Source organism: Sphingobacterium sp. CZ-2, from assembly GCF_004526235.1.
Taxonomy (GTDB): domain Bacteria; phylum Bacteroidota; class Bacteroidia; order Sphingobacteriales; family Sphingobacteriaceae; genus Sphingobacterium; species Sphingobacterium tenebrionis.
Genome location: NZ_CP038159.1, coordinates 239,461 through 259,883 on the forward strand (window position 1 = coordinate 239,461; position 20,423 = coordinate 259,883).

The 20,423-nt window shown below is 40.7% G+C and carries 22 protein-coding genes and 1 pseudogene; 9 read left to right on the forward strand and 14 right to left on the reverse strand.

The window, feature by feature from the left end; all coding sequences use genetic code 11:
* Positions 1–9 precede the first annotated feature (9 nt).
* Positions 10–1,547 (reverse strand): annotated as a pseudogene (locus E3D81_RS01070) (YifB family Mg chelatase-like AAA ATPase).
* 225 nt (positions 1,548–1,772) lie between these two features.
* Here E3D81_RS01070 and E3D81_RS01075 point away from each other — a divergent pair.
* From E3D81_RS01075 to E3D81_RS01085, 3 genes are read left to right on the forward strand one after another with little or no spacing between them, the layout of a single operon-like run.
* Positions 1,773–2,042, forward strand: a complete 270-nt coding sequence (locus E3D81_RS01075) for a YtxH domain-containing protein (RefSeq protein WP_134776112.1) — start codon at positions 1,773–1,775, stop codon at positions 2,040–2,042.
* A 20-nt stretch (positions 2,043–2,062) separates the two neighbouring features.
* Positions 2,063–2,515, forward strand: a complete 453-nt coding sequence (locus E3D81_RS01080) for a hypothetical protein (RefSeq protein WP_180268484.1) — start codon at positions 2,063–2,065, stop codon at positions 2,513–2,515.
* Positions 2,496–3,074 (forward strand): hypothetical protein, encoded by a 579-nt coding sequence (locus tag E3D81_RS01085; RefSeq protein ID WP_134776113.1) that lies wholly within the window; start codon positions 2,496–2,498, stop codon positions 3,072–3,074. The genes E3D81_RS01080 and E3D81_RS01085 overlap by 20 nt, the downstream gene beginning before the upstream one ends.
* A gap of 63 nt (positions 3,075–3,137) precedes the next feature.
* On the opposite strand, the gene E3D81_RS01090 is transcribed toward E3D81_RS01085, so the two are convergent.
* Positions 3,138–4,070: a GDP-L-fucose synthase family protein gene (locus E3D81_RS01090; protein WP_134776114.1), complete on the reverse strand. Its 933-nt coding sequence runs from the start codon at positions 4,068–4,070 to the stop codon at positions 3,138–3,140.
* A 56-nt stretch (positions 4,071–4,126) separates the two neighbouring features.
* Between E3D81_RS01090 and trmB the strand changes: the two genes are divergently transcribed.
* On the forward strand, positions 4,127–4,783 hold the full coding sequence (trmB, locus tag E3D81_RS01095; protein ID WP_134776115.1) for a tRNA (guanosine(46)-N7)-methyltransferase TrmB: 657 nt from the start codon (positions 4,127–4,129) through the stop codon (positions 4,781–4,783).
* A 36-nt stretch (positions 4,784–4,819) separates the two neighbouring features.
* Positions 4,820–6,283 (forward strand): M28 family peptidase, encoded by a 1,464-nt coding sequence (locus E3D81_RS01100; protein ID WP_134776116.1) that lies wholly within the window; start codon positions 4,820–4,822, stop codon positions 6,281–6,283.
* Here E3D81_RS01100 and E3D81_RS01105 read toward each other — a convergent pair.
* The 7 genes from E3D81_RS01105 to E3D81_RS01135 form a co-directional block, all read right to left on the reverse strand.
* Positions 6,280–7,062 carry a M48 family metallopeptidase gene (locus tag E3D81_RS01105; RefSeq protein WP_134776117.1) on the reverse strand — a complete coding sequence of 261 codons (783 nt, stop codon included), beginning with the start codon at positions 7,060–7,062 and terminating at the stop codon, positions 6,280–6,282. The two genes, E3D81_RS01100 and E3D81_RS01105, sit on opposite strands and share 4 nt — an antisense overlap.
* Positions 7,059–7,502 (reverse strand): DUF4870 domain-containing protein, encoded by a 444-nt coding sequence (locus E3D81_RS01110; protein ID WP_099367012.1) that lies wholly within the window; start codon positions 7,500–7,502, stop codon positions 7,059–7,061. The genes E3D81_RS01105 and E3D81_RS01110 overlap by 4 nt, the downstream gene beginning before the upstream one ends.
* Entirely contained in the window at positions 7,478–7,885 is a 408-nt protein-coding gene (locus tag E3D81_RS01115) for a DUF2752 domain-containing protein (RefSeq protein WP_134776118.1), read from the reverse strand. Before E3D81_RS01115 ends, E3D81_RS01110 begins: the two co-directional genes overlap by 25 nt.
* Before the next feature lie 3 nt (positions 7,886–7,888).
* Entirely contained in the window at positions 7,889–8,230 is a 342-nt protein-coding gene (locus E3D81_RS01120; protein ID WP_099367010.1) for a TM2 domain-containing protein, read from the reverse strand.
* Positions 8,231–8,310: 80 nt separating this feature from the next.
* The gene (locus tag E3D81_RS01125; RefSeq protein WP_134776119.1) at positions 8,311–9,282 is read right to left on the reverse strand and encodes a rhodanese-related sulfurtransferase; all 972 of its coding nucleotides are present in this window, start codon (positions 9,280–9,282) and stop codon (positions 8,311–8,313) included.
* Positions 9,283–9,371: 89 nt separating this feature from the next.
* On the reverse strand, positions 9,372–9,608 hold the full coding sequence (locus E3D81_RS01130) for a DUF3820 family protein (protein ID WP_317128165.1): 237 nt from the start codon (positions 9,606–9,608) through the stop codon (positions 9,372–9,374).
* Complete coding sequence (locus tag E3D81_RS01135; protein ID WP_134776120.1) at positions 9,589–10,347, reverse strand: glycosyltransferase family 2 protein; 759 nt, start codon at positions 10,345–10,347, stop codon at positions 9,589–9,591. Before E3D81_RS01135 ends, E3D81_RS01130 begins: the two co-directional genes overlap by 20 nt.
* Positions 10,348–10,755: 408 nt before the next feature.
* Between E3D81_RS01135 and E3D81_RS01140 the strand changes: the two genes are divergently transcribed.
* The gene (locus E3D81_RS01140; protein ID WP_134776121.1) at positions 10,756–11,454 is read left to right on the forward strand and encodes an FkbM family methyltransferase; all 699 of its coding nucleotides are present in this window, start codon (positions 10,756–10,758) and stop codon (positions 11,452–11,454) included.
* 33 nt (positions 11,455–11,487) lie between these two features.
* Here the strand turns inward: E3D81_RS01140 and E3D81_RS01145 are convergent, their stop codons facing one another.
* Complete coding sequence (locus E3D81_RS01145; protein ID WP_134776122.1) at positions 11,488–12,414, reverse strand: glycosyltransferase; 927 nt, start codon at positions 12,412–12,414, stop codon at positions 11,488–11,490.
* 85 nt (positions 12,415–12,499) lie between these two features.
* On the opposite strand from E3D81_RS01145, the gene E3D81_RS01150 reads away from it, so the two are divergent.
* From E3D81_RS01150 to E3D81_RS01160, 3 genes are read left to right on the forward strand one after another with little or no spacing between them, the layout of a single operon-like run.
* Positions 12,500–13,954 (forward strand): lipopolysaccharide biosynthesis protein, encoded by a 1,455-nt coding sequence (locus E3D81_RS01150; RefSeq protein WP_134776123.1) that lies wholly within the window; start codon positions 12,500–12,502, stop codon positions 13,952–13,954.
* Positions 13,954–15,318 (forward strand): hypothetical protein, encoded by a 1,365-nt coding sequence (locus E3D81_RS01155; protein ID WP_134776124.1) that lies wholly within the window; start codon positions 13,954–13,956, stop codon positions 15,316–15,318. Before E3D81_RS01150 ends, E3D81_RS01155 begins: the two co-directional genes overlap by 1 nt.
* Positions 15,311–16,414 carry a CapA family protein gene (locus E3D81_RS01160; RefSeq protein WP_134776125.1) on the forward strand — a complete coding sequence of 368 codons (1,104 nt, stop codon included), beginning with the start codon at positions 15,311–15,313 and terminating at the stop codon, positions 16,412–16,414. The genes E3D81_RS01155 and E3D81_RS01160 overlap by 8 nt, the downstream gene beginning before the upstream one ends.
* 89 nt (positions 16,415–16,503) lie before the next feature.
* Here E3D81_RS01160 and E3D81_RS01165 read toward each other — a convergent pair whose 3' ends face one another.
* The 4 genes from E3D81_RS01165 to E3D81_RS01180 all read right to left on the reverse strand — a co-directional run bounded on the left by E3D81_RS01165 (position 16,504) and on the right by E3D81_RS01180 (position 20,136).
* On the reverse strand, positions 16,504–17,247 hold the full coding sequence (locus E3D81_RS01165) for a DeoR/GlpR family DNA-binding transcription regulator (RefSeq protein ID WP_099367002.1): 744 nt from the start codon (positions 17,245–17,247) through the stop codon (positions 16,504–16,506).
* A gap of 64 nt (positions 17,248–17,311) precedes the next feature.
* Entirely contained in the window at positions 17,312–18,370 is a 1,059-nt protein-coding gene (locus E3D81_RS01170) for a hypothetical protein (RefSeq protein WP_134776126.1), read from the reverse strand.
* Positions 18,371–18,458: 88 nt separating this feature from the next.
* Positions 18,459–19,184 (reverse strand): YebC/PmpR family DNA-binding transcriptional regulator, encoded by a 726-nt coding sequence (locus E3D81_RS01175; protein WP_099367000.1) that lies wholly within the window; start codon positions 19,182–19,184, stop codon positions 18,459–18,461.
* A gap of 1 nt (position 19,185) precedes the next feature.
* The gene (locus E3D81_RS01180; RefSeq protein ID WP_134776127.1) at positions 19,186–20,136 is read right to left on the reverse strand and encodes an NAD-dependent epimerase/dehydratase family protein; all 951 of its coding nucleotides are present in this window, start codon (positions 20,134–20,136) and stop codon (positions 19,186–19,188) included.
* Between the last annotated feature and the right edge of the window lie 287 nt (positions 20,137–20,423).

Here is a 20,423-nt window from a genome sequence, read left to right on the forward strand (position 1 = left end):
TATTCTATTTTAATTCGTCCAGTTTTCCCGATCCAAACTCCTATACTGTATAGCTTCAGCTAAATGCTCGATTTTAATGGCCACAGAATTATCCAGATCAGCAATAGTTCTGGCCACCTTTAATATCCTATCATAAGCCCTCGAAGAAAGATTCAATTTATCCATTGCCTTTTTCAACAAACCTTTCCCGATCTCATCAATCAAGCAATATTCTCGAATATTCCTCACCCGCATCTGCGCATTCGAATGGATATGCTCCAAATCCTTAAACCGCTGTTCCTGAATCCTCCTAGCAAGAATCACCCTTTCCCTTATACTCCCACTTTTTTCTGTTGCTCTTACCGTCGTCAATTCATTGAATTCAACAGGCGTCACTTCAATGTGGATATCAATTCGATCCAATAAAGGACCAGAGATCCTGCTCAAATATTTCTGCACATTAATATATCCACAAGTACAATTCCTACTGGGATGGTTATAAAAACCACAAGGGCAGGGGTTCATGGCTGCGATCAGCATAAAACTGGCGGGATAATCCACCGTGATCTTTGCTTTGGAAATGGTAATCGATCGAGATTCCAAGGGTTGACGCATCACCTCCAGAACAGACCTTTTAAATTCAGGCAGCTCATCCAGGAAAAGAACCCCATTATGCGCCAAGGAAATCTCTCCTGGTTGTGGATTTGCCCCGCCACCAACCAAAGCCACATCAGAAATGGTATGATGGGGAGATCGGAACGGCCTAATCGTCAATAGCGACTCTGTGGCAGCCAATTGGCCAGAAACAGAATGTATTTTGGTGGTTTCCAAAGATTCCTCCATGGACAAAGGCGGGAGTATGCTGGGGATTCGCTTCGCCAACATGGTCTTGCCAGAACCTGGAGGACCAATCAAAATCACATTATGCCCCCCAGCAGCCGCTATTTCCAAAGCCCTTTTGATATTCTCCTGTCCTTTGACATCCGAAAAGTCCATCTCGTATCCATTCACCTGCTGATTAAATATTTCCTGCACATCAATCCGCAAAGGGGCAACCTGCCGGATACCCAATAGAAAAGAACAAGTATCCGAAAGGTCTTCTACCGGATATACGGCAATCCCTTCCACAATGGCGGCCTCTTCTGCATTCTGTTTGGGAAGGATGATTCCTTGAAAACCATCTTTCTTCGCCTGGAGGACAATGGGTAATACGCCTTTAATAGGCAAGTTTTTCCGTCGAGAGCAAGCTCTCCCAAGATCATATGCGTTGCGAGTTTATCGGTAGGGATCTGTTCGGAAGCCGCAAGTATTCCAATGGCAATACTCAGATCATAGGAAGAACCTTCCTTTCGGATATCCGCAGGTGCCAGATTAATCAGGATCTTACGTCTGGGCATGTGAAAACCAATAGACAATATGGCACTTTCTATCCGTAATAAGCTCTCTCTGACAGCAATATCTGGCAATCCAACAATATAATATTGGGTTCCGGTCGTTATGTTCGCTTCTACGGTGATGGTCCGGGCACCAATGCCAAAGACAGCGCTACTGTATGTTTTTGTCAACATATAGGAAAATAATTCAATTTGCAGATAGAATAAATTATTTGCAGAACAAAATGGGCTCAAAATTTGAGATAAATGTTTATATTATAAGTGACCGTGGGAAAAGGCTGTAGCCGAATGACTATTGATTATCGATAAAATATTATTTATTAAAACGATTCGGTCTATTTTTTGTTAACACTATATAAAACGGTAAAGAAATTACAAAAAATTAAAATACATACTAAAATGAACGATAACGGTAAAATTGTAACAGCATTATTAGCTGGATTAGCAGCAGGAGCAATATTGGGAATTTTGTTCGCACCAGAAAAAGGAAGCGAAACTAGAGAAAAAATCAATGAATCATTAGCCGATCTTGGCGATGCGATCAAAGAGCGCGCAGAAGAGCAATTCGATCAATTGAATGACTTTAAAGAAAAAATCGTAGCTACATTAAAAACGAAACTAGGTAAAGCAGATTCGTATATCGACGAAGAGATTGAAGAACACGCGTAAGCGGAAAGGGGAATTGCTGCATGGAAGAACAAAAATTTTCATTTTCTGAGTCCTTTGATAAATCCAAGGAATACGTAGAAACACAATTTGAGTTATTGAAACTCAAAGCTATTTCCAGAATGTCCAGGATCTTAGGATCCTTGATCGTGGATGCCAGCAAGGTTTTATTGACCCTATTGATTGTGTTCTTTGTATCCCTTGCCTTAGGGTTTTATTTAGGAGAATTAATGGGTAGCTATTCATTGGGCTTCTTATCCACAGGTGGTATTTTCTTGGTGATCTTATTGATTATCCGAGCTATGGAACCTAAATTGGAAGCCAAGTTTATGAATGTAACCATCAAAAGAATCCTTACAAAATGGGACGATGAAGATGATGAGGAGGAACAGCCCATCGTAAAGCCTAATATGGAGGAAGTGAAACAAGATGTTAACCAGGAAGGACCGATAGAAAATGATCATAGACAGCAATAATAAAAGAAGAAGTGTCAACAACATTGATGATCTAAATGCTGAGATTGCCAGGTTGAAGCGTCTCAAAATTGAGCAGGAAGATTTTTTGAAAAATCAATATTCCCTGCTCAAACATAAAATTGAGACACCAGCGCGTATCGCCAATATGTTGATGAACAGGGTTCCTGGAGTAAGTACCATCAAGGGATTGGTTCAGGGAATCGGAGAGGTTACAAATAAAAGCAACAAATCCGATTGGTTGACCAAAACGCTTCAATTAGGACTTCCATTGGTGTTGAACAAGACCTTACTTAAGAATGCAGGTTGGATCAAAAAAGGCTTGGTCTTGTTAGCTTCGGAAACTGCAGCAAAAAATGTGAATCAAGATAATGTAAGCTCCTGGATTGGGAAGATTACAGACATGATCAAACCCAAAAAGAAAAAGAAGAAAAACAAGGTAGAGGCTCCGGTGGGCGAGGTGATAAACCCCGTTCCTCCACAACATCCACCGATGATTACGGCGGAGGAGTCTGTACAGGATAATATTTACGGTATCCCAAAGGATAGCGAAGCTTATTAGGCGCGAGGCCTGATAGCAAAATAAAAAACCAAGGTCATTCGACCTTGGTTTTTCTTTTTTATGTTAAGCCTGGTTTTTCTGTTTGAAATCTTCGTAAGCTAAAGCAATACCTTCCTTAAGACTGGTTTTAGGCAACCAACCCAACCCTTTTAATTTTCCAACATCCATCAGTTTCCTTGGCGTACCATCAGGTTTGCTGCTATCAAACTCCAATTCGCCTTCAAAACCAACCACTTCCTTGATCAGCAGCGCGAGATCTTTAATGGAAATATCTTCACCTACGCCAATATTGACAAATTGCTCCTCGTCGTAATTTTCCATCAAAAATACACAGGCATCCGCTAGGTCATCCGCATACATGAACTCACGTAATGGTTTTCCGGATCCCCAAATGCTCACAGAAGCCGCATTATTCATTTTGGCTTCATGAAATTTCCTGATCAGCGCAGGTAGTACGTGCGAATTTTCAGGATGGTAATTGTCGTTGATGCCGTAAAGATTGGTCGGCATAACGGAAATATAATTATCGCCATATTGCAAGCGATAGGATTCCACCATCTTGATTCCTGCAATCTTGGCAATGGCATATGGCTCGTTGGTGTACTCCAATGGTCCGGTCAATAAGAAATCTTCTTTCAAGGGCTGCGGAGCCATTTTCGGGTAGATACAGCTCGAGCCCAGGAACATCAGTTTCTTCACCTCATTTTCATGGGAAAAGTGGATCACATTGTTCTGGATGGCTAGATTTTCGTAGATGAAATCTGCACGGTAGGTATTGTTGGCCATGATGCCACCCACCTTTGCCGCCGCAAGGAATACATAATCTGGTTTTTCCAGTTCAAAGAATTCCTTAACCGCTTGTTGGTCACGGAGGTCCAGTTCACCGGATGTTCTAGTGATAATATTTTCATATCCCAACTCCTGTAATTTGCGCAAAATAGCAGACCCCACCATTCCGCGGTGTCCAGCAACATAAATTTTCGCTTGTTTTTCCACCTGAATATCTTGTTTACTGCAAATATAAGGTTAATTTTGCGACTTAATTATCAGTTATGGGTAAGGATAAACTTAGAAAATTCGCAGAGATTGCCACCTTCGAGAATGTAGTGGAAATGGATGCCGGGAAAGCATATAAAGGAAAATGGGCCAAGGAATTCTTTAAAAACGATAAGCCAATCGTTCTTGAACTGGCCTGTGGCAAAGGGGAATACACAGTAAACTTAGCGAAACTATTTCCAGAGCGTAATTTTATTGGTATCGATTATAAAGGAAACCGGATTTGGAGAGGTGCTAAAACAGCCTTGGAAGAGGGAATATCCAACGTAGGGTTTTTACGCATACAGATCGAAACTTTGCTGGAGCATTTTGCAGAAGCGGAAGTAGCTGAAATTTGGATAACTTTTCCAGACCCTCAACCGCAGGATAGCCGCGAGAAAAAAAGGTTGACCAACCCGAAATTCTTGGAGCGTTATAAACATGTCCTTGTTCCAGGTGGAATCATGCACCTGAAAACAGATAATGACGGATTCTATGCCTATACCCTTGAGCAGATCGCCTTACAGGAACTTCCTAAACTAAAAGAAACTACCGATCTTTACCATTCCGATTTAGTGGATGAGGTTCTTTCCATCAAAACCTATTACGAGAAAAAATACCTTGCACACGACAAGAACATCAATTACGTGCAGTGGAAATTGACTAAAGGATAAGCATTTAAAAGGCAGATTTTGTAACTTCATTTCATTATGAAAAGAATTTACCTAATCTGCCTCCTACTTTCGGGTTTTGTGGCTCAAGCACAGGAAAACCCAAATAGTGCTCAGGCACAAGAAAACCTAAATAATACCTTCTCTCGCATTATTTCGGAAGTAAATCAGCATGCTGAAGCTTACGACCGGTTGAAATACAGTACCGAACATTTGGGGCACCGCCTCACAGGTTCGGAAAATGGAAGAAAAGCGGAGGAATATGCATTCAAACTTCTTCAATCCTATGGATTGGATGTCTCCTATCAACCTTTTTCATCCGAAAGTTGGTCTAGGGAATCTCTTTCCTTATCCTTCAACGGAGATCCTATTGCTGCGGTAGCCTTGGCACATTCTCCGATCAAAGTGGATTTAAACGCAGAAATCATTGATTTAGGGAATGGTTTGGAAGCAGATTATCAACGGGTGGGTGATAAAATCAAGGGTAAAATTGCATTAGTCTATTTACATATTCTCCCTAATTCCGGAAAAGACCTCAAGAACCTTCATCGATCAGAGAAAACAGCTTTGGCCGAAAAATATGGTGCAAAAGGGATTATATTCATCAATAGCGTTGCAAATAATGTGTTATTAACCGGTACAGCTTCGATTACGGGTCAATTAATAAATATTCCGGCCATTTGTATTGGATTGGAGGATGGTTTGAAATGGAAGGAAGCCCTTGCAAGCAAGGTTGTTAAGGTGAGCATTAACATGCGGAATAAGGCAGGGGAAACCCAATCGAGAAATATACTTGTCCGTATGAAAGGTACGGAGCTGCCCAACGAAAAGATTGTTATAGGTGGACATTTGGATAGCTGGGATCTGGCAACCGGAGCAATTGATAATGGAATCGGCTCCTATGCGGTAATGGATATTGCCAGGACATTCAAAAAATTAGCATTAGCCAACAAGAGATCCATTGACTTTGTCCTGTTTATGGGGGAGGAGCAGGGATTATTAGGCGCAAAAGCCTACGTTGATGCCGTGCTGAAAGAAGGTTCTCTGGATCAGATCAAATACATGCTGAATTTTGACATGGTCAATGCACCTACTGGTTTTTCCACTACAAGGGAAGAAATGATCCCGTTACTCAACGCACAAGGTGAAAATTATGCTGCCTTGGACAGTACATTTAAAAACAATAATGCGATAAGTGTGGGTCTGCATAGTGATCATCAGCCTTTTATGCTACGAGGGATCCCAACGGGAACCGGCCGAGGAGGTAAGCTTCCGAATAATGCAGGGATGTATTACCACTCCAATAAAGATGATTTTAGTTTGGTGGATAAAGCCGGATTGACGCAGACCATCCGTGTCGGCGCAGCCTACCTTTATTTATTGGCAAATGCAAAGGAGCTGCCTGCTAAAAAATTAGCAGACAATGAACTGGTGGATTTCCTGAACAAGGCCGGCCTAAAAGAACCTTTGCAAATTTCAGGAGAATGGCGATGGGGCAATTAATACCTAACCTGATCCTGAAATTTTGTCCAAGTGCTTGGATCTAAAGCCTGCTGATAAGTAGAGGCCTTTGGATTCAAGCGTTTTATACGATTTTTGATATACGCTTTTCTATCGGCCGGCGCAGGATGGGTTGAGATCCAGGTCAGATCTATATCCTCAGCCATATGGATTTCGAAGAGTTCCATGACCCTAGACAAGTTTTTTGGATCAATTCCTGCAGCATTTAGATATTCCACTGCCGTTTCATCTGCCTCTTTTTCCAAACTCCTTGAAAAGGCTTGTCCGGTTAGGAAGTTAGTCACTTCTGCGGTTCCTGTACTGGAAAGCAGTAGGTCCAATCCGAAATTGGTGACCAAAGATTTCATCACGTGGTTCTTTTCGCAATGCGCGATTTCATGGGCTATAATCCCCGAAAGGTATTCTGCACTATCCAAAAAGTCGATTAAACCGGTGGTTACCAAAATCTGGTCATCAGGAAGAGCAAAGGCATTCACTTCCTCATCCACGATGATATGAAAGCTATAATTGGTACTATCGATATCATTTTTGCTTAAAATAGGCAGGCAGATGGAGTCAAGTGTTGTCATGATGGAATCTTCCCCATCCAATACCTCATAAGTATCAAAGATATGGTTCATGATCATGGATCCTAGTTTTTTCTCCATCTTCTTTCCATTTTCTTGGACCTGGAATATACCGGTCCAATTTATTTGGGCAAGTAAAAAGTAAGAACCAGCGATGGCCACAAGAAGTAGGAGGGTTTTCGTTAAGATTTTCATGGTTTAATAATATTATCCGTAATGTCTGAGAACAAAAACCAACGTACATGAATACCTTTTCTGGTTTGAATGGAGGTATAGATGGTTGATACAATTTCAATGATATTGATGATAACTATCAAAAAGATATAAGCGATATAGTAATTGGTTATTTCCGTTTTATGAAGAATCACGGAGATGGTCCACCAGAAACCCACAGTATTGAAAAAGAAGATGAAAATTTGGGATATCAATGCCTGCATCCCATGCCATCGAACAAATTTGGTGGATCTTTTTTTGCCCACAACAAAGATGATGGTGGCCAATAAATTAAAAATGGGTAAAGGCAGTCCTGCAAATAGCGCAAATAGAGACATCAAATAGCTGTTGGAAGCATATTCTCTTTCGTCTTCTGATACCTGTTGGGGTGTAAATGTTATAATCCCTTCTTGATGTTCCATATCCAATTGGCAATTAATAATATAATAAGTAAAACGGAAATAAGCATGTTTTTTTTGAGGAACTCTTCCGCTGCGTTGTATACCCTGAAATAATAATCCCTTTTGGTGATTAGATCAACCAGGATCAAGCAGATAATGCTGGCCAGCAAAAATAAAGAGATGATCCCTAGAGGGTTGATCAGTATGGCCTCCCAGATGTTTCCATGCAAAAAGGCATCAATAGCTCGTGAAGAACCGCATGAAGGGCAAGGATAACCGGTTAGGTTCTTGACGGGACAGAGTGTAACCGCTGTATGGAAATAATGTAAGAACCCAAGCCATAGTATTCCAAAAAAACAGATTATACCTGTGATAAGGTATAATCTGTTCTTCTTCGCTATCATGAATTAGTAATTTAACGCAGTTACTAATTTTTCAAAATTCTTTGATTTAGTGGATCCCATGATCAAAAACCAGTCAATGATGGTCCATATTCCTAAACCACCACAGGTCAATAATTTTGCGATACCCAATCCCGTATCACCGATCATAAAACGATCAATACCAAATGTTCCAGCTAAAAGGGAAACTATAAGGACAGTAGTCGGATCTTTATATTGTTGAATCTGAACATTTGTCAATTTACTATCATCCGCTTTGGCCAATAAGTCTCGGATCTCCATGAGATGATAGGATTCAAAAAATTTGTTGTTAGACATTAAGAACATGTCTACTCTATTGCTTTCCATTTTATTTTGGTTATTGATGAATAAAAAAATCCGTTTATATAATGAAGATAAACGGATTTTTTCAATTTTCTGATAAAACTTTAATTTTTTATAAATTTTTTGTGCTTTCGCTTAGAAATTTTGTCCAAGTTAACGGGCTGAGGAATTTTTACATAATAGCCAGTACCATCGTATTCTCGTTTATTTGGGCTCTCTTTGCAGGCATCTGAACAACAGCCATCCAATTTCCAACCACATTCATCACATTGGGTGAAGTGCTCATTGCAAACAGGGTTTGCGCAATTGATCATTTTTGCGGTAACCGTTCCACAATTCTTACAGGTTGAGACGATGGATGGGTTCACCGAATTGACAGGTACGGTAACCCGGTTGTCAAATACGTAGCATTCGCCTTCAAAATCCTTTCCACCAGCTTCTTTACCATATTTGATAATACCGCCATGCAATTGGTAAACATCTTCAAAACCTTCTTTCAATAATAATGCAGAAGCTTTCTCACATTTGATACCCCCTGTACAATAGGTCAGGATCTTTTTACCTTTCAGATGCTCCAGTTCCTTCACTTTTTCAGGGAATTCGCGGAAATTATCGATATCTAACGTAACTGCATTCTTAAAACGGCCTACATTATGTTCGTAATTTGAACGAACATCCAGGATGACCACATCCTCCTCATCTTTCATCTGCATGAATTCCTGAGGCTCTAAATGCTTACCAGTTTGTTTATTGGGGTCGATGATTTTCGGGTCACGCAGTCCGGAATGGACAATCTCCTCTTTGTAACGACAATGCATCTTGATAAAGGAAAGTTCATCGACATTATCGATCTTAAATTCCGTTTTGGCAAAGCGAGGATCGGCATGTACCGCTTCCATATAGGCCTTACAAGCCTCAGGAGTACCGGATACTGTACCGTTCAAACCTTCATCTGCGACGATGATACGGCCGACAAGACCTAGGGATTTACAAAATGCTAAATGATTATCCGCGAATTGTTCCGCGTTTTCGATAGGGCTGTAGCAATAGTACAGCAATGTTTGATATTGTGCCATATATTCATTGATACCGCTGCAAACGGCGTTTAATGTTTTTAAATTTTATGCAAAGATAAGGAAAATGAAAAAATAAAAATTGATGGCGATCACTTTTTGATCAAGGGGGTCAATAAATACTCCAGCCCATTCAGTTTTATTTCGTAAAGTGTTTCCAATAAAACACCCAATTTACCCGCTGGAAAGCCATTTTTTTTGAACCATACGAGGTATGGCTCCGGTAATCGGCAAAGAAGATAACCTTGATATTTTCCGAAAGGCATCTTCATGTTGGCCAATTCCACCAAGATATTCGGATCCATAAAATTAGTCTCTTGTTTTGCCATGGGTCAATCGGTGTTTTAATAGGCGCAGGGCAATGATTCCATGGTTGAGTAGATTTGGAATCGTACCATAATATTTTTTGAAGATCTCGTAACGCTCTTTTAAGCTTTGTTTATGCCTTTGTTGCGACATGCCTCCAACCAAATATTTGGCCACATAGTCTTTTACATTGACCGTTTTCTTCGCTTTTTTAGCTGCACGGATCACCCAGTCGATATCCGAGCTGAGTTTATATTGCATGTCATACGGTTCTGCAATTTCCCTTTTGACATAGATCGCCTGATGGCATACATTCATCCCGTATTTGAAGGACTTCCAATCAAAGGTATCTGGGCATTTGTGTCGACGATCGCCCAGGATCTCCCGATCTTCATTGACCAATTTGGTCTCGCCATAATAGATATCTGCATCTTCTCCGGAATTAAAAACCTTTTCCAAGGTGTCAGGGGCATAAAGTTCATCCCCAGAATTGAGGAAGAGTACATAATCGCCTGTTGCCAAGCGTAATCCCTTGTTCATGGCATCGTAGATACCTTTATCCTTTTCGGAAACAAGAACGGTGATATGATCTTTGTATTCCTGGATGACATCCAAGGTTCCATCATTGGAATTTCCATCGATGACAAGGTATTCTATATTTGGATAGGTTTGCTGAGCAACCGATTCCAAGGTATACCTAATATCACGTACATTATTGTACACTATGGTAATGATGGATATTTTGGGTTTTGCGAATGTCATGATGGATTGTAATGCAACGGCACAAAAATAGGGAATTAAGTGGAAATAAATATTATCTAACAAGTTGGCTTCGCTGCTAAAGCATACTGAAAGTAATGTTAAAGTATGTAAATCCTATGCTTCGCATACTTTTCAATGTTTTAACCTTGCTTTAAGCCTACTTAAATAACGATTCTAACCCAAAATCAATCACATATTGAACCATGAAGTCCTGAACCACGCTAAGAAAATGGATAATAATCGTTATGATGTGTCCATTCCGACATCAAATGTAAGCACATTTTAAATAATAAAGGACCAATATAAAAACGGAGAGCATTGATTAATTAAATATAAATGCTAATTTAAAGCGAGATTTTAATCCATTTATAAATTTAGGTCATAGTTATTCCAGGTCTCCAAGAAAATATGTCAACACTTAAACAAACCATTCTAAAATACTTTCCTGTCCATAAATTTTTCCATGCACGATCTTTTTCCCAAGAAGGGGAGGATATGGTTATTCGTGGATTTTACGAAGCTAAAAAAGGATATAAAGGTGTTTATGTAGACGTGGGTGCCCACCATCCTTACCGTTTTTCCAATACGAACTACTTTTATAAAAAAGGATGGCGCGGAATCAATATTGAACCCTCACCTGATGCCATGCGTTGGTTTAAATGGTTCAGACCCAAGGATGTGAATCTGAATATCGGCATCAGCGAAAGCCCTCAGGAATTGACCTATTACTGTTTCAACGAACCTGCATTGAATGGGTTCTCCCAAGAAGTTTCGGAAAGTAGGGATGGTTTGCACGCCAAATATCACCTCTTAAAGACCATTCCAGTTCCTACCTTGCCTTTGTCGGATGTGCTGGATAAATATTTAGCTCCTGGAAAACAGATCGACTTTCTTTCAGTAGACGCGGAAGGGTTTGACCTGATTGTCCTTAAATCCAATAATTGGGAAAAATATAAACCGATTTTCGTGTTGGTGGAAGAAGAACTCTCTATTCCAGAATTGAATAAGTCAGAGGTTTACCAATTGATGCTGAGTAAGGGATATTCCTTAGTAGCAAAAACAAAACGGACCTTGTTTTTTAAACGCAGCGATCTCACGAATTTTTAATTTTTTTATCTCGCTAAATTTAAATCCATCGATCTAGGAGATTTTCGATTTCTTGGCTTTATAGGCATTGATCTTTTTCTCTAAGAACCTGGCCAAACGCTCAAAGAAGGTACCTTTCCGATGTTTGTAGAAATGTTTGATGGCCGCATAGGCCGTTGGATCTTCCTGAATGACGCTAGGAAAGCGCTGCACAGGTTTGGTAGATAGCTCCACACGATATACCTGATCAACATCTGAGTGGGTACCAGAACCATCTGTGCCGGTATTTTGAATAAAAGATCGACGAGGATATAACACTAATCCCTGCTGATTAAAAATGGATAGATACCAACGTATTGCCCAGGAATTGATCTTTCCAGCCTTAAATTGCTGTACCTGCTTCCAAAAATTCTCCGTTCCGTCCACACTGAAAGCCTTGCGATCTTTACGCTTAAAATCTTTCGTCAATTCTTCAATATCCGGATTGAAATGCTTCCAGGCTCTTTCCCACGTTGCCCAGCCCCAGCTATTGGCTACCCGAAAAAAGAAGGATTGCTGAAGGCTTTTAGGCCTTTCTACAGGATACATATAACCCGAAATCTCCATGACCCGCTCTTCATCTACATACCTGTCCAGCGCATCATTGAAATATTGTAAAGCAAATGGCGAAGTTTCCAGATCGTCCTCCAGAACAATGATCCTGCCGTGTTTTTGTATAACCTGACTGACGCCATCGATAATGCTATTTGCCAGACCTTTATTCTGTGCCCTTTCAATGATGTAAATATGTTTGAATTTCCAAGGCTCCCGGATTAAGGAGCGGACTTGGTTCACCATATCGATGTCGTTTGCTGATTTAGGTCCATCAGAAAAAATATACAGATCAGATTCTTCTGCCAAAGGGTTGGCCTCTAAAGCTGTCAATGTTTTTCTCGTATGTTGGGGTCTATTATAAACAAAAAGTGCGATCGGTGCTAACATGTATTCTCGAAAATCAATCAATTCAAAATCAAATATATGGAGATAAAGTCGGAATCTTTCCTAAATTTGCTGATTATACCATTTCATGAGCGAAAACGCAAAAAACATAACCATTAAGGGGCTTTTTTGGAATGCCATAGATCGGTTTGGCTATCAGGTCATAACCAATCTGACCACCATTGTGCTGGCAAGAATCTTCGCTCCTGATGATTTTGGGGTCATTTATGTCCTGGCTATCTTTACCACTATTGCTACTTCCTTGGTGGATTCGGGCCTCGCGACATCGCTCGTGCGATCAAAAGTGGTTAAGGATGTCGACTATTCCACCATGTTTGTCTTCAACCTGCTTGTTAGTGGTGCTATTTATCTGATACTATTTATTGCCGCGCCCTATCTGGAAGAACTCTATCAGATCAATAACCTCAGCCTATATGCCCGGATTTTATTCCTGCAGATTTTGGTCCAAGCCTTTGGGATTGTCCAATATGTAAAGATGCTTAAGAGCTTTCAGTTCAACCTGACAGCCAGGGTAAACTTTATTGCGGTTTTAGGCTCTGCTATCGTGGTCGTTTTTTTGGCCTGGATGGGATTGGGATTTTGGGGGCTTTTATTGCAAGCTGTATTGTATGCCTTCTTCCGCTCCGTCCTGTTATGGGTATGGGGAAATTGGAAGCTGGATTTATCGTTCAGTAAGGAGTCCATGCGGACGCATTGGGGATTTTCCATCTCCTTCATGATCTCCAACCTGTTAGGGAAACTCCTGAGCCCTTTGTACAATAATTTATTAAAGATGAATTATACCACCGAGGATGTAGGAATTTATGGTATGGCAAATAAATTGGGAGAATCGCCTAATTTGTTGATTTCTTCAGTCGTCCAAGGGACAACCTTATCTACCTTGACTCCGCTACAGGATGATTTCCCACGCTTTTTGAATGCCTGCCGGAAAACCATGTCTTCACTTGCGTTTTTACTTTTTCCGGTAAGTTTTCTGGCTATTTGTGTTGCTGAACCGGCATTTCAGACGCTTTTAAAGGAAAAATGGAATGATGCCATTCCGCTGTTCCAATGGCTTTGTTTCGCTGGCTTATTCATTTCCCTGACGGATATGAATGTAAATTTTCTGAACATCAAGGGAAAGTCGAAATTCGCCCTGGTACTGGAGGTCATCAAGGTTGGATCTGCAGTAGGGATTTTCTTTTTTACCTATCAGCATGGATTATTAGCGGTTGTTTTTGGTCAATTAGCAATTCGCATCCTGTGTTATATCATTGCTGCCAGCATGAGTGTTAAAGTTTATGGATATACGATCTTTGCCCAGGCAAAAGACCTTTTTTCTTCTTTTCTGATTAGCTTGCTCGCTGCGGTCATTGCTTATTTGCCGCTATATTTCGGTTGGATTCACAATAACTTGTTCCTATTGGTGGTACAAACCCTTATATTCGCTTTGATTTACATCGGCATAAACCACATGATCAAAAACCAGATTTGGATGGAGGTGCTGGATTTGGCAAAAAAGAAAATATCTAAAAAAGTTTAATGGAAGTTGCAAAAGGAAATTGGGTTGGTTACGAAACGGTATTTTACCATGAAAAAACTGGAAAATTCAGCCAGGATATCAATGAGGTAATTGATTATACCAATTTGGAGATCGATCCAGAAGGATTGGCGGCCTATCTCGATTTCGGATACAGTGTATTTGGGCATACTCCGGTTAAATATGTTCGATTTTTATTGCCGAATCAGACCCTGCTGTTGAAAGATGGAAAATTGGAGGTTAGGGAAGAATCCGATTCCACCATCCAATTGATTGGTAAAAAAAGTCAAGAGGATGATGTATTTGCGAAGTTGCATCAATCGTTGAACAGCTGGGCTTCTGGATTTGAGGAAGATATTCTGATACCGACCAGTGGTGGGTTTGACTCTCGACTAATGAATGTGCTGATCGATGATAAATCTCGTATCCATGCCTATACCTATGGAACCTCCTTTAACCAAGGGCTTTCTCGGGAATCGGTGTATGCGGGATTATTGTCCGAACGCTTGGGCACACAATGGTCCAGAATTCCTTTGGGCATTTTCAATGTGTATATGGAGCAGTGGTATGACCAATTTGGTCCTGCAGTAGGCGCATCGGGAACTTACCATATGGAGTTCTACCAAAAAATCAAGGAAAAGGAGAATTTCAAAAAACTTCACTTATTAAGTGGGATTATCGGCGATGCCTGGGCCGGTGCGGTACATGTACCGATGATCCATTCCGCTCAGGAATATAGAACCTTAGGCTATACCCACGGTATGAGTGCCAACTCCAAGTTGGCGATGGACGTAGATTACCTATCTATTGTGGAGCCTGTTTTTGATAAACAGAAAGATCATCTGAAGGATCCTGATTTCCGGATTATTACCGCCATGCGAACCAAGATGATGTTGTTGCAATACCTGATCTCAGTGCCTTCCAAAATGGGCTTTCCTGGATATTCCCCTTTCGTGGAGGAAGAGATTGCCCTGGCGATGTTGAACCTTCCGAAGGAAAGAAAAGAGAACAGAAATTGGCAAAGGGATTTCTTCCGCAAAAACAACCTGCTTTTTGAAGAAGAGAAACATAAATATACCTATCAGAATTCGTTGAACTACTATTCCTTGTTGCATGAGGACCTGGCACCTTTGGATGTGGACCTCTTAAAGGAACATCTAAAACCAGCTTACCTGGAATGGATAAATAGTAAGATTCAGCATATTGGCAAGAAGGAAAGGGTTTTCCAGACCTTGATGCATACCCCTAAGGTTAAGGGTGTCCTTAAATTATTGGGGGCAAAGAATGAACTGTTGGAAGCTTATTTTGCTTATATTACCATAAAACCGATCGAGATTCTATTAAAAAAGAGAGAGAAACATGCCTAAACAACATAAACTTCTTTTTGCTGGGGATGTGGTGATGAACAGTAAACCCGAATTTTCGGCTGCCTTACAGCAGTTATTGGCTTCGGCCACTGTTTTGTCCTGCAATTTTGAAGCGCCAGTTGCGGGCTATGGCAAGGCTATTGCCAAAACCGGACCGCATGTTGGTCAGGATCCTCTGGCAATCAATTGGCTATACCAAGAAGGTTTTAACCTGTTCTCATTAGCCAATAACCATATCAACGATTATGGAAAGGAAGCTTTAAAAAAGACCATTTCCTTATTTAAAAAGGGTGATGTAGTTGGAGCTGGTGATGAACGGGAAGCGTTAGAGCCTGTTGTTCGTGAGCTGGAAGGTGTAAGGTTCGCTTTTATGGCTTTTGGGGAGAATGGTTATGGAGCATTGAACGGAGATCGATCTTACGGTCATGCTTGGGTGAATGCCGAAGGTGTTGATGAAAAGATTAGGCGCTGTAAAGAAAAGGTTGATGTCCTGATCGTCCAGGTGCATGCTGGTGTGGAATTGTTGGATGTTCCTATCCCAGAATGGAAAACCCGTTATCAGGAATTGATCGAAGCTGGTGCTGATGTGGTTGTGGGACATCATCCCCATGTGCTTCAAGGAATAGAAACCTATAAAGGGAAACTCATCTGTTACAGCTTGGGTAACTTTTATTTTGATTATCCATCAAACCATCCGCAGTGGAATACCGGGGGATTATTAGAGCTCCAATTTGAAGGAAAGGAACTTTCCGGCTTTCAGATGCATGTGGTTGAAAAGAAGGGAGCTCAATTGGATCTGCTTTCAGAAGCTGCTATGAATCTTTTGCAGCATCTACAAGAAAAATTGGAAGGTAATGATTACCTGGAATTGGTAGACCGCTTTGCTGTGCAGGAATGGGATAAGCATCACCTTGGATATTATGCAAAACCATTTAATGGTTTAATGAGCTATTCTCCGAAAGGGATTTTAAAACATCTTAAACGCAGTATTTTTAACCGTAAGGTGGATTATAACATGATCTGGCATAACCTATTTATCGAAAGCAACAAATGGCTCGTGGAAAGAGCCATTCGTAAAAAAATGTCTGATAAATAAGTGCCTCCCGCGTCATTGCGAGGAGGTACGACGAAGCAATCTTCCTAACCAACCTTCCGAAAAACAAACCTTCCGAAAAACCAATCTCCTTAAATAACCGTTATCTGATTACTAAAATCCTTCAAACTCGGATGTTTAGGATCAAGATCCGTAATCAAATAATTAATATCCTTTAAAGGACACACCCGCATCTTCTGGTTCGAATTCAATTTCTCCACAATACTCAACACCCCAAGTTTTTTGGAACACTTGATCATCGCCTTCTTGATTTGTACTACTTCCCAATCCGAATCCGTGATCCCTTCCTCTACAGAAAGACTATTTGTTCCCAATAAACACAAATCCACCTTGATCTCCGATAGCTCGTTGATCACCTGAGAACCCGTTACCACATTCGTATTCCTGGATAACTTTCCACCCAACAAAATCACCTCAATATTCTCTTTTTCTGCCAATTCCAAAGCTACCAAAGGACTAATGGTAAAAAAGGTACATTGCACATCTTTGGGTACCAATCGGGCCAACTCAATCATGCTTGTTCCTCCACCCACAAGTACGGTCATCCCACTCTTGATCAGGGTTATAGCCTTAGAAGCAATCTCTTTTTTTGCCTCTTTTGCATATACATTTCCTTCTTGAAAAGGGTATTGGAAAGACCTCGAAAGGGCACCGCCATAAACTTTTAGAACTTGCCCGCTCTCTGCTAATTCATTCAGATCTCTTCGGATCGTATCCTCTGAAACGTTCAATTGAACACTTAAATCTGAAGACAATACCTTATTATGGATATTGATCTGATGTATGATGTAGGCTTGCCTTTCTTCTTTTAACATAATTATTCGTTGACTTTGGGGTATAAAAATATGAAAATATTCCTAAGTGTAATCAGGTATCTACCTAATTATCATCTTCTTTGTCTTTTTTGTCTTCGGTTTTATTGGTTTTTCCCTCTTCAGGATTGCCCTCCAATTTCTTAGGAAGATTAGAAGCTTTAAATCTTGGCTTGAATCCAGCTGGTTTAACAGCTTTTTTCTCTTCTGCAGCAGGTGTTTCTGCGGCAGAGACCTCCGCAGCAGGTGCTTCCTGTTTTACAGAATCTGTAGTTTCCACTTCTTTCGAAGTCTCAGTAACCACTGGCTTTGGAAGATTGGAAGCTTTAAATCTTGGCTTGAATCCAGCTGGTTTAACAGCTTTTTTCTCTTCCGAGGCAGGTGTTTCTGCGGCAGAGACCTCCGCAGCAGGTGCTTCCTGTTTTACAGAATCTGTAGTTTCCACTTCTTTCGAAGTCTCAGTAACCACTGGCTTTGGAAGATTGGAAGCTTTAAACCTTGGCTTGAATCCAGCTGGTTTCACCGCTTTTTTCTCTTCCGCTGGAGGCGCTTCCGTAGCAGAGACCTCCGCAGCAGGTGCTTCCTGTTTTACAGAATCTTGAGTCTCTTCTACTTTGGGAGTTTCTGTTACCGCTGGTTTTGGAAGATTGGAGGCTTTAAACCTTGGTTTGAATCCAGCCGGTTTAACAGCTTTTTTCTCTTTCCCGCCAGTAGCTTCTGCAGTGGTAGCCTCGGATTTTACAGAATCTGTAGTTTCTTCTTTCTTCGGCGTTTCAACTTCCGCTGGCTTTTTAATATTTCCTGACTTAAATCTAGGTTTAAACCCTGCAGGTTTTGCAGTTGTATTCCCCGGATCAGAAACTTCTGTAGATTTGCTTTCAACATTTACCGAACTTGTAACATCAGGCTTAACCAGCTCTTTTTTCTCCTCCGCAGGAATCTCAATTTCCTCCAGCAGAAATTCCTTTCGCAATCTATTGAACCAGAATTTCTTACTATGATCAAAGCTTTTTTCACCCATTAAAGCATAATCCCGATCGAATTCCTGATAGAGATCCGGTCTAGACTTTTGAAGCGCAATAATATCGATCTTCTTTTTCGTGAAAAACTCCGTAAAAGTTAACATAATACAAACTTACTGATTCATGGATGAAATACCGCTTAAAAGAAATGGAGGATATAAACCCTCCATTCCTAGTATCCTATAAATAAGATTAATCCATATTGTGGTAAACCGCTTGCACATCATCATCTTCTTCGATCTTATCGATCAATTTCAAGACGTCTGCAGCCTGTTCTTCGGTCAATGTGGTATGTGATAGGGCAATACGTTCCAACTTCGCAGAACTCACCTCAATCCCTTTTTCTTCTAAAAGACGTTGCATATTTCCGAAGTCCTCAAAAGAAGTTTGAACCACAACGACATCGTTTCCTTCTTCATCAGCCTCCACATATAATTCCTCTAAACCACCATCGATCAATTCCAATTCCAGTTCTTCCACATCCAATTCCTCTGTAGCAGGGAAACGGAAGATGGATTTACGGTTAAAGATAAAATCCAAAGAACCGGTCTTCCCTAAAGAACCACCAGCTTTGGTAAAATAACTGCGCACATTGGCAACCGTTCTATTGGTATTATCTGTAGCGGTTTCGATCAATACAGGAACGCCATGCGGGCCATATCCTTCGTATACAAATTCCTCGTATCCTTTCGCATCCTTTTCTGATGCACGCTTGATAGCAGCCTCCACACGGTCCTTCGGCATGTTTACAGCTTTGGCGTTTTGGATCGCCGTACGTAAGCGGGAGTTGTTTTCCGGGTGAGGACCGCCTTCTTTTACCGCTATGGCAATTTCTTTCCCAAGTCGTGTAAACTGAACGGCCATCTTGGCCCAGCGTTTGAATTTTCTTTCTTTTCTAAATTCGAAAGCTCTACCCATTTTATTGTAATTTAATTTTAAGATTATCTAACATATCCTTTGTCATTGCTGTCAGATCAAACGTTGGTTTCCAACCCCAATCGCTTCTTGCTTGCTCATCATTGATGCTCTTTGGCCAGGAGTCCGCAATCGATTGACGTGGATCGTTGTCTGAATAGGATATCTCAAAATTAGGTAGAATTTTTTTAATTTCTTCAGCTATTTCTCTAGGAGTGAAACTAATTCCTGCCAGGTTATAGCTTGAACGGATGCTCAGTTTCGATGGATCGGCATCCATCAACTCGATCGTTCCACGAACGGCATCGTCCATGTACAACATCGGAAGTTCCGTTCCTTCGGATAAGAAGGACGTATATTTGCCCTGACGGATCGCTTCAAAGAAGATGTGGACTGCATAATCCGTTGTACCTCCTCCTGGTTCTGTTCTCCAGGAAATGATTCCAGGATAACGTACCGAACGGATATCCAAGCCAAATTTCTCGTGATAATATTCACATAACCTTTCACCAGCCAATTTACTGATTCCGTAGATGCTGTTCGGGTCCATCACGCAGTACTGAGGCGTATCTACTTTTGGTGAGTGAGGTCCGAATACCGCAATAGAACTTGGCCAGAAGATCTTTTTGATGCCAAATTCAACCGCAAGGTCCAATACGTTCAAAAGGCCGTTCATGTTCAAGTCCCAAGCTTTTTGAGGGTATTTTTCGCCAGTTGCCGAAAGCATGGCTGCCAATAAATAAATCTGGGTTGGTTTATATTTAACGATAAGGGCTTTGATAGCTTCCTTATCCAACACATTAAGGGTTTCGAAGATTTCCCCCGATGCAATGGCTTGCGGTTCGCGGATGTCGGAAGTGATCACGTTTTCATTTCCAAACTTTAATCTTAACGCAGCCGCTAATTCTGAACCGATTTGACCGTTCGCACCGATCATCAAAATGCATTCTTTCATGCTATTGGAGATAATTTTTATTTAAATGAATCCTAAATTCTCCTAATGGGAGAACATAAATGCGAAAATACCAATTAAATGGCTGAATATGATGGTTATTTGTGATTTTACGCAATCGTATGATTATAGGGAAAATGACAATTTATCAAGACATTTGTCTAAATACTGAATATATTTCATGGAAATCCGCTGCTTATTGAATAATGTTTTGGAAGCACTGTTTTACATTGTAAATTGCTAAATATTATGCAGATAACTCCTTTGAATTTATTAAGTTTGTTTTCTTG